At 61.0% G+C, this 14,734-nt stretch carries 7 protein-coding genes; all 7 read right to left on the minus strand.

Annotated elements, in window-relative coordinates; translation table 11 throughout:
• Window positions 1–107: 107 nt before the first annotated feature.
• On the minus strand, window positions 108–1,961 hold the full coding sequence (locus KRR23_RS18815) for a polyurethanase (RefSeq protein WP_216743728.1): 1,854 nt from the start codon (window positions 1,959–1,961) through the stop codon (window positions 108–110).
• Between the two features lie 93 nt (window positions 1,962–2,054).
• A complete protein-coding gene (locus KRR23_RS18820; RefSeq protein WP_216743729.1) occupies window positions 2,055–3,749 on the minus strand; it encodes a polyurethanase in 1,695 nt (564 codons plus the stop codon).
• 43 nt (window positions 3,750–3,792) lie between these two features.
• On the minus strand, window positions 3,793–6,888 hold the full coding sequence (locus tag KRR23_RS18825; protein ID WP_216743730.1) for an autotransporter domain-containing protein: 3,096 nt from the start codon (window positions 6,886–6,888) through the stop codon (window positions 3,793–3,795).
• A gap of 112 nt (window positions 6,889–7,000) precedes the next feature.
• Complete coding sequence (locus KRR23_RS18830; protein ID WP_216743731.1) at window positions 7,001–9,967, minus strand: autotransporter serine protease; 2,967 nt, start codon at window positions 9,965–9,967, stop codon at window positions 7,001–7,003.
• Between the two features lie 60 nt (window positions 9,968–10,027).
• The gene (locus tag KRR23_RS18835) at window positions 10,028–11,392 is read right to left on the minus strand and encodes a TolC family outer membrane protein (protein ID WP_216743732.1); all 1,365 of its coding nucleotides are present in this window, start codon (window positions 11,390–11,392) and stop codon (window positions 10,028–10,030) included.
• A 2-nt stretch (window positions 11,393–11,394) separates the two neighbouring features.
• Complete coding sequence (locus KRR23_RS18840) at window positions 11,395–12,711, minus strand: HlyD family type I secretion periplasmic adaptor subunit (RefSeq protein ID WP_216743733.1); 1,317 nt, start codon at window positions 12,709–12,711, stop codon at window positions 11,395–11,397.
• Window positions 12,712–12,725: 14 nt separating this feature from the next.
• Window positions 12,726–14,519 (minus strand): type I secretion system permease/ATPase, encoded by a 1,794-nt coding sequence (locus tag KRR23_RS18845; protein ID WP_216743734.1) that lies wholly within the window; start codon window positions 14,517–14,519, stop codon window positions 12,726–12,728.
• Window positions 14,520–14,734 lie beyond the last annotated feature (215 nt).

A 14,734-nucleotide genomic window follows, 5' to 3' on the forward strand; every position in this document is an offset into this window, starting at 1 on the left:
TCCAGCGGGAGCAAGCTCCCTCGCCACAGATACTTCTCAGGCCTCCAGACTTCCTTAAGTGAACAGCATTGCGACGCGAACCGAGGTTCGCGCCGGTTTTTTTAACGTCAGGCGATCACCACCCCTGAACTGGCCAAGTGATCGAGCCCAACCCCGACCAGCGTCACCGAGTCATTACCGAAGCTCAACACGGTATCGGCGCCAACCGCTTTGGCGTGGTCGCGTACGTCGTAGTTTTGCCCCACGCCTTCGACGCCGAGGAAGACCAGCTTGTCGCTGCTCTGGTAGCCGAGGATCCGGTCGTTGCCGAAGTTGCCGCTGAACAGGAAGGTGTTGCTCCCCCCGCCCGACTCCATCAGGTCATTACCGGCACCGCCGACAAACACGTCATTGCCCTTGCCGCCAATCAGATGATCATTGCCGTCCAGGCCAAACAGCCAGTCGCCAGCCGCATGCGCTGTGAGGACATTGTCTCCCGCATCGCCCTTCACCGATGACGCGTACTGGGTCAGGTTATTGCCGACCTGCAAGCCTTTGTCGGTGACGCTATGAGTCACGTCATCCTTGAGCAAGCCCCAGAGGAACCCCGGTTCTTTACTGATGATGCTGCCGATATCGCGGGTGATGCTGATCCCGCCGTTCGCATCGCGCACGTACAAAGTGCCGACGCCATCGTTGGCAAAATCGAAGTTTTTCACCGACTGCTGCAAGTCCAGGGTATTGCTGCCTTTACCGCCCAGCAGGATGTTGTAACCACCGGCATCCCTGAAGGTGTCGTTGCCATCGCCGCCCTCCAGGTAGTCATTGCCTTTGCCGCCCTGGATCAAATCGTCGCCGTTACTGCCGATAATAAAGGTGCTGCCCTTGTGCGGCTCGGCGTTGCGGTTGAGGTCCTGAACCCAGGTGTTGCTGCGCGCCGGGTCCGACAGGTTGGCGACGATGATCGTCGAATCCTTGCTGGTCAGGTCGTAGAACTTCGACTCCAGAACCCGGGTCATGCCATCGCCGTAACCGGTGGGCAGATGGGAAATCCAGGTCGGGACATTGAGGATCGAAAACGGCAGTACGTTCCACGCCGCCGAGGCGTAATGGTCGTTGAAGCTGACGATGTTGTTGGTTGCCGAATCCTGATGCGCATCGTGTACGCCGACCGATGCCAGGTTGAACGTTGAACCGTCCAGCGCACGGAATACCGGATCGTTTTCGTAACCGATGTTGAGCACCTTGTCGGTGCTGCTTTGGGTCGGTGACGCGTAGGCGATGTAGTTGGAATCCTTGTAGAAGCCGTTCCAGTGATCGCCACTGAGGTCCGCCAGGCTATTGACCGCCAGCCCGCCGAGGCTGTGGCCGCTGACCAGTACGTCCTTGCCGCTCAGGCCATTGGCGGTGGCAAATGCAGCGACATTCTTGAGCAGTGAGCCAAAGGCTTCACCGGTGTAATTCTTGGCGTAGTCCTTGGGGCCCAGCGCCGCCATCAGGTCGTTGATCACATCGCCGATGGAGTCCGAAATCTGTATTTCGCGGGGACCACTGGTGCCACGAAATGCGATGCCGATTTCCGTGAGATGCCCTTGAGCATCGTACTTGCCGAGAATCTCGACCTGAGCGCTGGTGTAACCGGCTTTCTCGCCGAAGAAAGTTCCCCGCGCATCGACCTTGCCGCCATAGCCTAACTGGCTGGCGGTGATCGGGGTCCAACCGGCCTTTTGTACCGCGTCCAGCGCGGCTTTTTCCGAATCGGGGTTCCAGGGCACGCCGGGAATCACCCCTTGCGAGTCGGTGCCGCCGATCAGCGCAGTGACCAGCGTCGCCGGCAGCCCGAGGCCGAAACCATTGTGCTGATAGCCGGTGGCAAAGCCATTGTCGAGGTTGTGATAGGAATACAGCGTGATCGCCAGCGCATCGGAAAACAGCGCTTTGGATTCAGCTGAGTTGTGGTTTTTGTAGTCATAGACACCCATGGTATTGCCTCTCTTTTGTTGAAATTGTTAGAGATAGCTCACGCAGTTGGAACGCCCCGCAGCGCAGGGCGTTCTATTTAGTGCTTCTGTGGTTTAAGCAAATATGATCTCCGCACCAGACAGGTTGTTCAGGCCAACACCCACCAGCGTCACCGCGTAGTCGCCGACCTTGAGCAGCGTGTCATTACCCGATTGCGAAACGTGCTGGCTGTAGTCATAGCCCTGCCCTGCGCCTTGAACGCCCATGAACACCAGCTTGTCGCTGCCCTGGTAACCATTGATGGCGTCGAAACCGAACGCACCGCTGAACAGGAAAGTGTTATGGCCGCCGGAGGCATACATGACGTCATTGCCCTCGCCGCCGACGAACGTCACCTGGCTCTTGTCGCTGCGCAGCACGTCGTTGCCCGACAACCCGAACAGCCAGTCACCGTCGGCGGTCGCCACCAGCGAATTGCCATAGGCATCGCCATTGAGCGAGTGGTTGTAGTGAGTCAGCTCGGTGCCGGCCAACAAACCTTTGGCGGTAACGTTGTAGGTAACGTCCTTGTTCAGCAGACCCCACATCGCCCCCGACTCCTTGCTGACCAGCGCCCCGATGTCGCGGGTCATGCTGATGCCGCCGTAGCTGTCGCGCACATACAGCGTGCCGTCGCCATCGTTGGCAAAGGTGAAGTTCTTCAGCGGCTGTTGCAGGTCGAAAACGTTCTGCCCTTTGCCGCCGAGCAGGATGTTGTAGCCACCTGCGTCCCTGAAGGTGTCATTGCCGTCGCGGCCCTCAAGGAAGTCATTGCCGGCGCCGCCGCGCAGCAAATCGTTGCTGTCGGTGCCGATGATGAAGGTGCTGCCGGTGTGCGTCTCACCACTGCGGCCCAGGTCTTCGATCCAGGTGCTGGCGCGCAACGGCTCCGACAAGGTCGAGACGAGGATCGTCGAGTCCTTGCTGGTGAGGTCGTAGAAGCTCGAGCCGATTACCCGGTTCAGGCCGTCGGCATAACCGAGGGAGCTGTGGGCCGCCCAGTGTTGCGGGTTGGCAATGCTGAACGGGGTCATCTGGGTGGAGACGTAGTGGTCGTTGACGTTGACGATATTGTTGGTCGCCGAGTCCTGAACCTTGTCGTGCTTGTACAGCGATGAACTGGTGAAGGTGGTGCCATCGAGCACACGAAACACCGGGTCGTTTTCGTAACCGATATTCAGCACATGGGTGCCCGCCGAGCTTTGGGTCGGTGAGGCGAAGGTCATGTAGTTGGCATCCTTGAAGTAACCGCCCCAGTGGTCGGCACTCAATTCGGCCACGCTGTTGGCGCCCAGGCCACCGAGGCTGTGGCCGGTGATCAGCACGTCCTTGGCATTCAGGCCCTTGGCGCTGGCGAACGCGGCAACATCCTTGAGCAAGGTGTCGAAGGCGCTTTTGGCGTAGTTCTTTGCATAATCCTTCGGACCGACAGCGGCCAGCAGGTTGTTCTTCATGTCACCGTAGGTATCGCTGTAACCGAGGCCTCCAGTGCCACGAAAGGAAATGCCGAGGGAGATCAGCTTGCCCGCGGCGTCGTACTTGGCCAGTACTTCGGCTTCGGCGCTGGTAAAACCTTCCTGCTCGCCAAAGAACGTGCCCTGGGCGCCGACCTTGCCTTGATAGCCCAATTGCCCGGCGGTGACCGGCGTCCAGCCGGTAGCCAATGGCTTGCCAGTCGGCGTGTAGGCGTACAGCGTCAATGCAATCGCATCGCTGTACAAGGCCTTGCTGGCCTCGCTGCCGAACTTCCTGTAATCAAAAACACCCATTTTCTTGCCTCTTCATTGCTGGTACGTGTTGCGGTTTTTCAAATCAGAACTGCCAGTCGAGGGTCAGCCCGACACCGTGGGTCTTGTCCCGCGAGCCCAGCAGTCCGTTGTAATCCAGGTTCAGCGTGACATCGCGTGCCAGCGCCAGCCCTGCGCGCACACCGACCACCGCCGCATTCCGGTCCATGGCAACGCTCTGCACGGCAAACGGCGTACTGCCGGAGGCAAACGCGAGGTTTTCCTCGGCGTGGATGTTGCTCAGGTTGTGCTGCCAGCCGAGGGTCCCGGACAGGTCGAGTTGCTGATGTTCGGTGAGTGCCAGGCGTTTGCTCGCTCGCAGGCCCAGTGTGGAAAGCACCGCATCGCGGTTGTCGTCGCCGCCCTTGAGTGCCGCCGCACCGCCCTTCTCGGTGAAACTGTCACTGTCCAGGTGCACGTAGGCCAGATTGGCAAACGGCTCCAGCGCCAACGGTTGCAGGTCCAGGCGATAAGCCGCCTCAGTGAACACTTGTGTGGTGTGGGCATCGCGCTTGGATTTCTGCTTGGCACTGACATCGCCGAACTGCAGGTCGCGTTTGGCATCGATGCGGTGCCAGCTGTGCGCACCGCCGACGCTCAGGCGCAGCGCATCCATTTCATGCCCGGCGTACAGGCCCAAGTGATAGCTGTCGACCGTGGCGGAAGAATGGGTGCCATCGCCCATGTTCAGCGAACTGTTGCTGTAACCGGTGACGAACCCCAGACGCGTGTGGTCGGCAATCAAACCGTCACCCCCGGCCAGCAGACCGCTGATGGAGCTGGTGTAGTTGGCGTTGTCGTGGCCGCTGTCGGTCTTGCCCCAGGCGCCCAGCACTTTGACCCAGGCATTGTTTTCACTGCTGTTGGGCGTTGCGGCGTCGTAGAGACCGCCATCGCGCAGGCGCTCACCGACGGCATCACGCAGATAGCGCGAGTCGTTGATCAGCAAGGTGCCGATTGCCGGATGAATTTCTCCGGACAATTGCTGGAAGGCTTGCTGCGCGCTCGCCGCGTTCGGCGACAACAGCAGGCTTTCATACACCGCGTTGCCCGCGCCCAACTGCTCGGCGGCAGCGGCCACGGAGCGTTGATTCGGGGTTTGCCCGACGCTGGCAAAGGAATTGCCATTGCGCTCGATCGCCAATTGCACGCCGGTCGCCGAGTAATCGAGGCTGCCGCCGATAAACGCGTAGTTTGGCAACACTGCACCGAACTGGCCCTGGATACCGCCGGCCGCTTGCAGGATGTTGTACTGATGACCGATCAGGCTTTTCACATCGCTGGGGCTCAGCAGCGTCGGACTGTTTTCCCGCGAAAGGCTCACGGTCGCGCCCTGGATCGTGGCTTTACCGCTGGCAACGATGCTGTCGCTGCTGGTGGGCGACAGCTCGACGGCATAGGTCGAACCGGGTTCGAAGGTCACATCGCCAGCAACGTGCAAGGTGCCGATCGAATTGCCCGGCGCGACGGTACCGCCGCTTTTCGCGGTCAATGCGCCGACCTTCCCGGAGCCACCGAGGATGCCGCTGTCGTTGACCGTGACCGCCGACAGCAACGAACCGTTGACCGCCAACCGCCCCTGATTCACCAATGTTGGCCCGGCATACGTGTTGCTGCCAGTCATCACCAGTGTGCCGATGCCCTGCTTGGTCAAACCGCCGTGGCCGGAAATATCGTTGCGCCAGACGTCGAACCCGCAACTGATGTCGTTACAGATCCGTTGCGTTGGTTTGCCGGCATCGATGACCGCGCCAATGCCCGGCAGGTCGGCGACAAACTGGCCGGAGCCATAGGAGCCGTTCACGCGAAATTCCTGCGGAATGTCGGCATCTGCGACAAACATGCCGGGGCCGTCGATGCCCTTGCGCAGGTTGATCATGCCCCAGCCGTACAACGAATCAATGCCCGGTGCGCCCATGTCGGTGGCGGTGGTTTTCAGCACCGTGGCGACCTGCGCGCCGGTCATGTACGGGAAGCGCTCCATCAGCACTGCCGTGGCGCCGGCAGCGTGTGGCGCGGCCATCGAGGTGCCGTTCTTGTTGGCATAGCCCACGGTCAGGTCATCGGCGTTGGTGCCGCCGATCACTGCGCTGTAGATCTTGGTACCCGGTGCCGACACACAAAAGCCTGCGGTATAACCGCAACGCGACGAGAAGGTGCTGATGATGTAGGGATTGGCGCTAGTGGTGTCCGGGTTCATTTGCAGCGCCGCGACAGTGACCCAGTTCGCGGCGATGTCCGGCACGAAGTAACCCAGGCCGGCAATCGCGTCCGGGTTGTTGAGGTTGTAGTCGTTACCCGCGGCGAAGATGGTCACGATGCCGCTGCGTGCCGCATCGATGGCGCCCCGATACGCGCCGCCCTGTTTGGTGTTGAGCAGCGGCTGGATCTGATCGAACTGTGCCTGGCCGTCCTGCACGGTGAAATGCGGGAACGCCGGGTCCTTGCCACCCTTTTTGAAGCGATCGGTGATGCCGATGCCCCAGCTGTTGTTGATGATCCGTGCACCGCTTTCTCGCAGAGCATCCCAGCCGGCTTTGTAGACCGCACCGTCGTTGCCGAGAATGATCCCGTCTTCAGGTCCCGGGTCGCCGTTGTCGGCGCTGATGATTTGCGCGTTGAACGCCACGCCGTGCATCGGGCTGCCATCGCGGCTGCCGGCGGCAATCCCGCCAACATGGGTGCCATGTGACCCCAGCTTGCCGTCGAAACCTACCGTCGGTGTGCCGTCATAGCGAAAGGCATCTCCGGCTTTGACCGGAATGTAGGGGTCGGTGTATTCACGGATACCGCTGGTGACCAGCGTCACTACTTTGTCCACACCGGAAAACTCCGGGTGCTTGGCGTAGACCGGTTGATCGAAGATGCCCAGTTTGACGCCTTTGCCGGTGTACCCGGCTGCGTAGGCATCCTGGGCGTTGATCGCGCCCAGCCCCCACTCGGCGTTGAACTCGCTGCTGCGCCAGCTGTTCGGGTCACCGAGCTTGCCGCTTTCCACATAGGGTGTGGCCTGAGCGACTCCGATCGCCGCCAGATAAGCGATAAAGGCTCCATTGAGAGCTTTGGCCTTGCGGCTGATGCCGATTTGCACAGGTGGGTTGTTGCGAGACTTGCCTTTCATCCAGCTACCTTCCTTAGTGGTTTTTCTTCTTTTATTACTCATCCAGATGACCCGCCGCGCTCCATCCACAGGAACTGCCGCAGGCTGCAGTCTTTTCGGGGCATTCACGTCATCAGAACTGCCAATTCAGGCTCAGCCCTACTCCGTGGCTGTTTTCGCCGCTGGCCAGACGGCCGTTGTAATCGAGGTTCAAACGAACGTCCTTGGCCAGCGCCAGCCCTGCCTGAACCCCAATCAGCGCCGCATCGCAGGCCAGTGGCGCGCTTTCGACAGCGAACGTCGGGCCACCGCTGGCAAACGCCAGATGGTCTTCCGATTGGGTAGCGCTCAGGTTGTGCTGCCAGCCGAGAGTGCCGGCCAGGTCAAGCTGTTGCTGACTGGACAGGTTGATGGTTTTCAGCGCTCGCACGCCCAACGTGCCGAGCACCGCATCACGCGTGTCGCGGCCACTTTTCAGCGCTGCGGCATCGCCTTTTTCAGTGAAACCCTCAGTGTCCAGGTGCACATAGGCGAGGTTGGCGAACGGCTCCAGTGCCACCGGCTGCCGGTCCATCCGGTAGGCGGCTTCGGTGAACACTTGCGTGGTGTTGGCGTCGACCTTGGCTTTCTGCCTGGCGCTGACTTCGCCATAGTGCAGGTCGCGCTTGATGTCTGCCCGGTGCCAGCTGTAAGAGCCGCCAAGACTCAGGCGCAGTGCGCCCAGTTCGCGTCCGGCGTAAGCGCCCAAGTGGTAGCTGTCGACCTGCGCCCGCGAGTGGGTGCCGCTGTCCAGGTTCAGCGAGCTGTCGCTGTAGCCCGTGACGAAACCCAGACGAGTGTCTTCTTCGAGCACACCGTCGACCCCGGCCAGCAAGCCGCCAATCGAGGTGGTCGAACCCGCCGTGTCATTGTGCTCATCGGTCTTGCCCCAGGCGCCCAGCGCCTTGACCCAACCGCTACCGCCCGTTGCCGGATCTGCCTGCAAACGTTCCGTCACTGCATCACGCAGGTAGCGGCTGTCGTTGATCAACAAGGTGTCGAGCGCCGGATAGATTTCCCCGGACAACTGCTGGAACGCCTGCTGGGCAGACGCTAGCGATGGCGACAGCAAGAGGCTTTCGTAAACCGGATTGCCGGCGCCCAATTGCTCGGTGGCAGCGGCCACGGAACGTTGGTTCGGGGTTTGCCCAACACTGGCAAACGAAGTGCCGTTGCGTTGAATCGCCAGCTGCACGCCAGTCGCCGAGTAGTCGAGACTGCCGCCGATGAACAGGTAGTTCGGCACTACCGCACCGAATTGCCCCTGAATACCGCCCGCCGCTTGCAGGATGTTGTACTGGTGACCCAGCAGGCTTTCGACCTGGCTGGCACTTAACAGTGTCGGGCTGTTTTCCAGCGCAAGGCTGACAGTGGCACCGGTGACGGTCGCCGTACCGCTGGCAACAATGCGGTCACTGCTGGTCGGCGACAGCTCCACCGCATAGGTCGAACCGGGGGCCAGTGTCACATTACCGTTGACCTGCAAGGTGCCGATCGAATTACCCGGCGCGACGGTTGCGCCGCGGTTGGCGATCAACCCACCGACTCGCCCGGAACCACCCAGGGTGCCGCTGTCATTGACCGTCACCGCCGAGCTCAGCGAACCATTGACCGTCAACAGGCCGCCATTGACCGTGGTCGCACCGCGATAGCTGTTGTTCCCGGCCAGTATCAACTGACCCGCGCCGGATTTGATCAGGCTGCCTTCATACAGTCGTGTGGCGGCGGCCGCATCCCTCGCCGTGCCCACTGCGTAATCGGTCTTGCCCTGCTGACTGGCGTTGGCCGCGATGCCGTTTGCCCAGCCTTTGTCTTTCAAGGTCTGTTGCCAGGCGCTGTGCTCGGCCGCGTCTTCGTTCTGACGCTGGATCAGCGCCTTGTCCGAGATGTCGTTGCTCCACACGTCACGCTGACCGGCGGCAAGACTGGCGTCGAATGGACCGAGCAATTGCCCCGGCCCTCGCATCGCCCGCGCAAGGTCGGGCACGCCCCAACCGACCCGAGCGGTCGGCGCGTCGGTGATCGAACCATCGAGCTGGGTCGCGGTGGTCAGCAACACCTGCAAGGCTTGCTGGTTGTTCATGTACGGGTAGCGTTCCATCACCAGCGCCAAGGCACCGGTTGCATGTGGCGCCGCCATCGAGGTTCCGTTGTAGCTGGCATAACCGCCGCCGACGATGGTGCTGTAGATCTGCGCGCCCGGCGTGCTGATGCACCAGTACTTGGCGACCCCGCACTGGTTATATTTTTGCTGGTTGTTTTTATCCAGACCCGACACCGCCAGCCAGTGGCCTTCCAGGTCCGGTTCGAAGTACGGCAGGGCCGCGCGCACGCTGGCGTTGGCGTACCCGCTGTTGCCGGCGCTGAACACGTTGATCACCCCGCGACGCGAGACATCGGCGGCCGCATTGATCCAGGTGTTCTGGTTCCAGTGCTGGGCATAGGCGGCGTGCAGGCTGTCGATCGTCTTGTAGTCGACATCCTTCGGCTGGCTGCCCCAGCTGTTGTTGATCACCCGTACGCCGGCATCGGCCAAGGCGTCATAGGCCGCCTTGAAATACTTCGGATCGGGGCCGGGACCAAAGAGGAAGCTGTCGTTCTGATTGGTATTGGCGACGTACACATCCGCGTTGAACGCCACGCCGTGCATGCCGACACCGTCGCGCGCGGCGCCCATGGTGCCGGTGACGTGGGTGCCGTGGGAGTCGTTGTTGGCGTTGTGATTGCCACTGATGCTGAACGGTGTGCCGTTGACGTAGTTGCCGGTGGCCGTGACCGCATGAAAGCGTGCGGCTTCGGGATGGTTCGGATCAAAACCCGAGTCCAGCGCGCCGATCTTCACCCCTTTACCGGTGAATCCTGCGGCATAGGCTTCATTCGCCTTGAGGCGATCCAGGCCCCAGTCGCTCTGGTACTCAGCGGTGCGCCAACTGGCGGGATCGCCCACTTGACCCGGATCAAGGTAGGCCGCGTGAACTGCGGCGGGCAACGCGGCAACGAGCAACAATAATGAGCCGGTGGTGATCGGCCGGGAGCTATAACGACGTACATCCGTGTTCATGACATCTCGCCTTATTAGACTTGTAGTCCCCCATCCCGGGGGAGTGCGGCAGTGAGGTGCTTATCGGGTGATCTTGCGCGGGCCGAAGGCTTCATCGACCTTGGCCAGGTCCTCCTCGCGCAAGTTGCCGGCGTAGTAATGCAACTTGGTCCAGGCCATTAAATAGTCATAACGGGCCTGGGCCAGGTCGCGGCGTGTGGTGTAGAGCTGCTGTTCGGCGTTCAGTGCATCAAGGTTGACTCGCTCGCCACCGAGGATGCTTTGCTTGGTCGAGACCACCAGCGCTTCGGCCGAGGTCAGGGCCTTTTGATAGGCGCGCAGCTTGCTGACCCCTGACAGGCAGGCGCTGAACTGGCGACGCAGTTCGATCAGGGTTTCGCGGGTTTTCGAGTCCAGATCGTATTCGGCCTGTTCCATCGAACGGCTGGCCTGACGCGTCGATGCCGACACCCCGCCGCCGGCATACAACGGCACGCTGATCTCGATACCGATGGTGTTGGTGTCGTAACGCTGGTTGTAGGTGTTGCCGCTTTCCGACTCGTTCTTGCGCGCTGTCGCGTAGGCGTTGACCCTGGGCAGGTGCCCGGCGCGATTGCGCTCCACTTCGAACCGCGCCACTTCCACCGCCTGACGCTGGGAAGCCAGGTTCGGGTTGTTGCTCAGCGCGAGTTCATGCCAGGTGTCGAAATTGGCCGGTTGCAAGGTGAACGACTCAAAGGACTCGCTCAACGGCTCGAGGTCCTTGATATCAATATCCCGCGTACCGATCAGCGCGCCCAGCTCACGCAAGGCAGCGTCTTGCTCGTCGCGGGCCTCGATTTCTTCGGCGGTCGCCAGTTCGTAACGCGATTCAGCTTCGAGAATATCGGTGCGGGTGCCCTCGCCCTGACGGAACATCTGTTCGTTCTGCTGGAACTGTTGCTCGAAGGCTTTTTTCTTCGCTTGCGCGATATCGATCTGATCCTGGGCAAACAGCGCCTGGGTGTAATAGGTCAGCACCCGGACCAGCAGTTCCTGGCTCTTGCCGCGAAAGTTTTCATCGGCGAACAGCGATTGCGCCACGCCCTTGCGATACGCCGCGTATGCCTCGTAGTCGAACAACGGCTGTTGCAAGGTGAACGTCGAGCCATAGCTGTTGTAGTTGCGGTCTTCGGTCTGGTTACGACGGCGTTCGTCCAGGGACGTGGCCTTGGAGTTGTTGCGGCCCTTGTTGTAGTTGTACGACAGTTTTGGCAGCAGGCCGGCGCGACCAATCGTGCGGTTTTCAAGGCCGGCGTCTCGTTCCTTGATAGCGCCGAGGAAGATCGGATCATTGCGCAGCGCCTGTTCGTACACCTCAAATGGCCCCATGGCGTAAACGTTGGTGCAGACCAGCAATGCGATAGCGGTCCCGAGAATGGAATGCTTGCTCATACGACGGGACATCCTTATTCCTCGGTCAATGCGGAGCCTGCCCGGTCGAGCAGAGGTTTGAACAGATAGTTGAGGAGTGAGCGTTCGCCAGTGCGCACGAACATCTCGGCTGGCATGCCCGGCTTGATCACCAGACCGTTGAGTTTCTCCATGGCGACATCGCTGACGCTGCTGCGCAGCACGTAGTACGGAACGCCGGTTTTCTCGTCGACCATCTGGTCGGCGGAAATCAGGCTGACTTCGCCCGGCACCCGCGGGGTCTTGCTCTGGTTGAAGGCGGTAAACAGGATGTCCACCGGCAAGTGGCTACCGACCTTGTCGATCAGGTTCACCGGCAAATGGCCCTCGACCTCCAGACGCGTGCCCTGGGGCACGATTTCCAGCAAGGTTTCACCCGGGCGAATCACCGCGCCTTCGGTATGCACGCCGAGGTTGACGGCGATGCCGTCGGCCGGTGCGACGATTTCACTCTGTTGCAGATTAAAACCGGCCGAGGTCAGTTGCTGCTCCAGGGTCAGGCTCTTGAGCTGCGCGTCTGCCAACTGACTGCGTACCTCTTTCTGGTATTCCTCGCTGTGCTGTTGCAACTTCAAGCGCGTTTCAACAATGCCCTGCTCCACTCGCCCGCTTTCGCCGGTGTTCTGCGCCAGCTGCTGTTGCACCTGCGAGAGCTGACGCTGGAATTCCATCAGCCGGTTGCGCGGGATGTAACCGTTGTCCGCCAGGGGTTGCAGGTTGGTCAGTTGCTGGCGCAGGGATTCAGCCTGCGCGGTCAGGTCGGTACGTGCCCGACGCATCCCGGCCAATTGCGCGGTGGCGCCTTCGATGTTGGCGCGCAGCCCGGCCTGCTCACGATCAAACGCTTCGCGGCGGCTGCTGAACAGTTGCCGCTGGCCCTCCAGCACCAACGCCAGACGCGGGTCGGGGTCATTGCTCAGCTCGGCGGGGAAACTCACCTGCTTGAGGTTGTCACGCTCGCTCTGCCAACGTGCGAGGCTGGCCCAGGCCATACGGTATTGAGCTTGCAAGGATTGCACGTCCGCTTCGACCTGAGTCTGGTCGAGGCGAAACAGCGGCTGGCCTTGCTTCACGGCCTCACCTTCACGCACCAGAATCCGGCTGAGCACCCCGCCACTCATCGACTGCACAGCCTTGCGCTTGCCGGACACCACCACCGTGCCCTGTACCGGAATGCCCTGATCGAGAGGTGCCAGGCTGGCCCAGAGAAAGAAACTGCCGGCGCCGACCACGGCGAGCATCCAGCCCATGCGGGCAAAAAAACCGGCGTCGCGCTCAGGGCGCTCCGGTGCGTAACCTTGTTCGATTGTCATGCCGCTGTCCTTGCTCATACACCGCTGCTCTTGGTCGGGGCCTGATACTGGCGGCTCATGCTGAGCCCGGCCGGTGCGGTCGCGGGTTTTTCCCGTGGCTGTTCCTGTTGTGCGCCAGACTGCTGTGCGCCAGACAGCGCCTTGAGCACTTCCTGACTCGGCCCGAAGGCTTGCAGGCGACCTTCGTTAAGCACCAGCAACTTGTCGGCCTGGGCCAGTGCCGAGGAACGGTGGGTCACCAGAATCACGCTGGTACCCTGGGCTTTCATCTGTGCGATGGCACTGGCCAATGCCGCCTCGCCAACGGTGTCGAGGTTCGAATTCGGCTCATCGAGCACCACCAGGCTCGGCTTGCCATACAGCGCTCGGGCCAGGGCCACGCGCTGTTTCTGGCCACCGGACAAACCGCTGCCATCCTCGCCCAGTACGGTGTCGTAGCCCTGTGGTAGACGCAGGATCATCTCGTGCACACCGGCCTGCTGCGCGGCCTCGACCACCTTCTGCGGGTCGGCTTCGCGAAAGCGCGCGATGTTTTCGGCGACACTGCCACTGAACAGTTCGATGTCCTGTGGCAGATAGCCGATGTAGGGGCCGAGGTCGTCGCGGTTCCAACGATGGATGTCTGCACCGTCCAGCCGCACAGTGCCGGCCAGGGTTGGCCAGACGCCCACCAGCACCCGCGCCAGGGTCGACTTGCCGGAGCCGGACGCACCGAGCACGCCCAGCACCTCGCCGGCCCCAAGGTTGAAATTCACCATGTGCAAGGTTGCCGCCCGCTTGCCCGGTGGGCCGGCGCTGACCTGTTCGAAGGTCACCTGGCCCTTGGGCGCCGGCAACTCCATGGCGTCGTTGCTCGGTGGGAATTCTTGCAGCAGAGCGTCCAGCCGTCGGTACGCCAGCTTCGCCCCGCTCCATTGCTTCCAGACGGCAATCAACTGATCGATCGGGCTCAGTACCCGGCCCATCAGGATGGAGCCGGCGATCATCATCCCGGCGGTCATCTCGCCCTTGATCACCAACAGTGCGCCGAGCCCCAGCACCAACGATTGCAGGCATAGACGCAGGGTTTTGCTCAAGGAGCTGATGACCGCGCCGGTATCGCTGGCCTGGTTCTGCAAGCCGAGAAAGCGCGAATGCACCTGGAACCAGCGCTTGCGCAGCGCCCCGAGCATGCCCATCGCCTGGATGGTCTCGGCGTTGTGCAGGTGACTGGTGGCCAGTTGCGTGGACCGTTGCGAGTAACCGCCAGCTTCACCCAAAGGCTTTTTGGTCATCGCCTCGTTGAGGAACGCCAAACCGATCAACAGCACTGCGCCGACGGTAGCGAACACCCCAAGCCAGACGTTGAACAGATAGATCACGAACAGGTAGACCGGAAACCACGGCGCATCGAAGAACGCGAACAGCGCGGGTCCCGTGACGAATTGGCGAATGTGCGTCAGGTCGCCCAATGACTGGCCGGCGTTGCCCTCGCCCTTGAACAGGTTGCGCTCGAACGCGGCCTGGTAGACCCGCAGATTGAAACGTCGCTCCAGTTGGCTGCCGATGCGTATCACGATGAAGCTGCGCACGGTCTCCAGCAAACCGATAAACGCAAAAAAGCCCACCACCATCAGCGACAGCATGGCCAGCGTGGTTTCATTCTGCGAGGAGAGTACCCGGTCATAAACCTGGAGCATGTAAATCGACGGCACTAACATCAGTACGTTAATCAATGCGGTGAAACAACCAACGCTGATCAGAATACTTTTATAGTCGCCCAGCGCCTTCAATAGCGGTGCAGTGGGAGTGGTCTTCGCCATTCTCATTGATCTTCCCTGAGCTGATAGCCCGCGCGGTAGTTCGACACGGTTCCAATAAACTGCCCCCACTCTGGCGGGGACATGCTTTTAATAGTGCAACTGGCAGGCGAACGAACTCTATGTCATGACGATATAGAGTTCAGGTTATTTAGCTGTCAGCAGAAAACTGTGAGGGAGTCGTTATTTCCATTACTGGAAAAGACTCGACTTACCCTGATGTT

It is taken from the genome of Pseudomonas sp. CVAP#3 (assembly GCF_018986375.1).
Classification (GTDB): domain Bacteria; phylum Pseudomonadota; class Gammaproteobacteria; order Pseudomonadales; family Pseudomonadaceae; genus Aquipseudomonas; species Aquipseudomonas helvetica.

Excerpts from the sequence above, each read along its gene's own strand:
- KRR23_RS18815 (WP_216743728.1), bottom strand. The coding sequence starts at position 1,961 with ATGGGTGTCTATGACTACAAAAACCACAACTCAGCTGAATCCAAAGCG.
- KRR23_RS18820 (WP_216743729.1), bottom strand. The coding sequence starts at position 3,749 with ATGGGTGTTTTTGATTACAGGAAGTTCGGCAGCGAGGCCAGCAAGGCC.
- KRR23_RS18825 (WP_216743730.1), bottom strand. The coding sequence starts at position 6,888 with ATGAAAGGCAAGTCTCGCAACAACCCACCTGTGCAAATCGGCATCAGC.
- KRR23_RS18830 (WP_216743731.1), bottom strand. The coding sequence starts at position 9,967 with ATGAACACGGATGTACGTCGTTATAGCTCCCGGCCGATCACCACCGGC.
- KRR23_RS18835 (WP_216743732.1), bottom strand. The coding sequence starts at position 11,392 with ATGTCCCGTCGTATGAGCAAGCATTCCATTCTCGGGACCGCTATCGCA.
- KRR23_RS18840 (WP_216743733.1), bottom strand. The coding sequence starts at position 12,711 with ATGACAATCGAACAAGGTTACGCACCGGAGCGCCCTGAGCGCGACGCC.
- KRR23_RS18845 (WP_216743734.1), bottom strand. The coding sequence starts at position 14,519 with ATGAGAATGGCGAAGACCACTCCCACTGCACCGCTATTGAAGGCGCTG.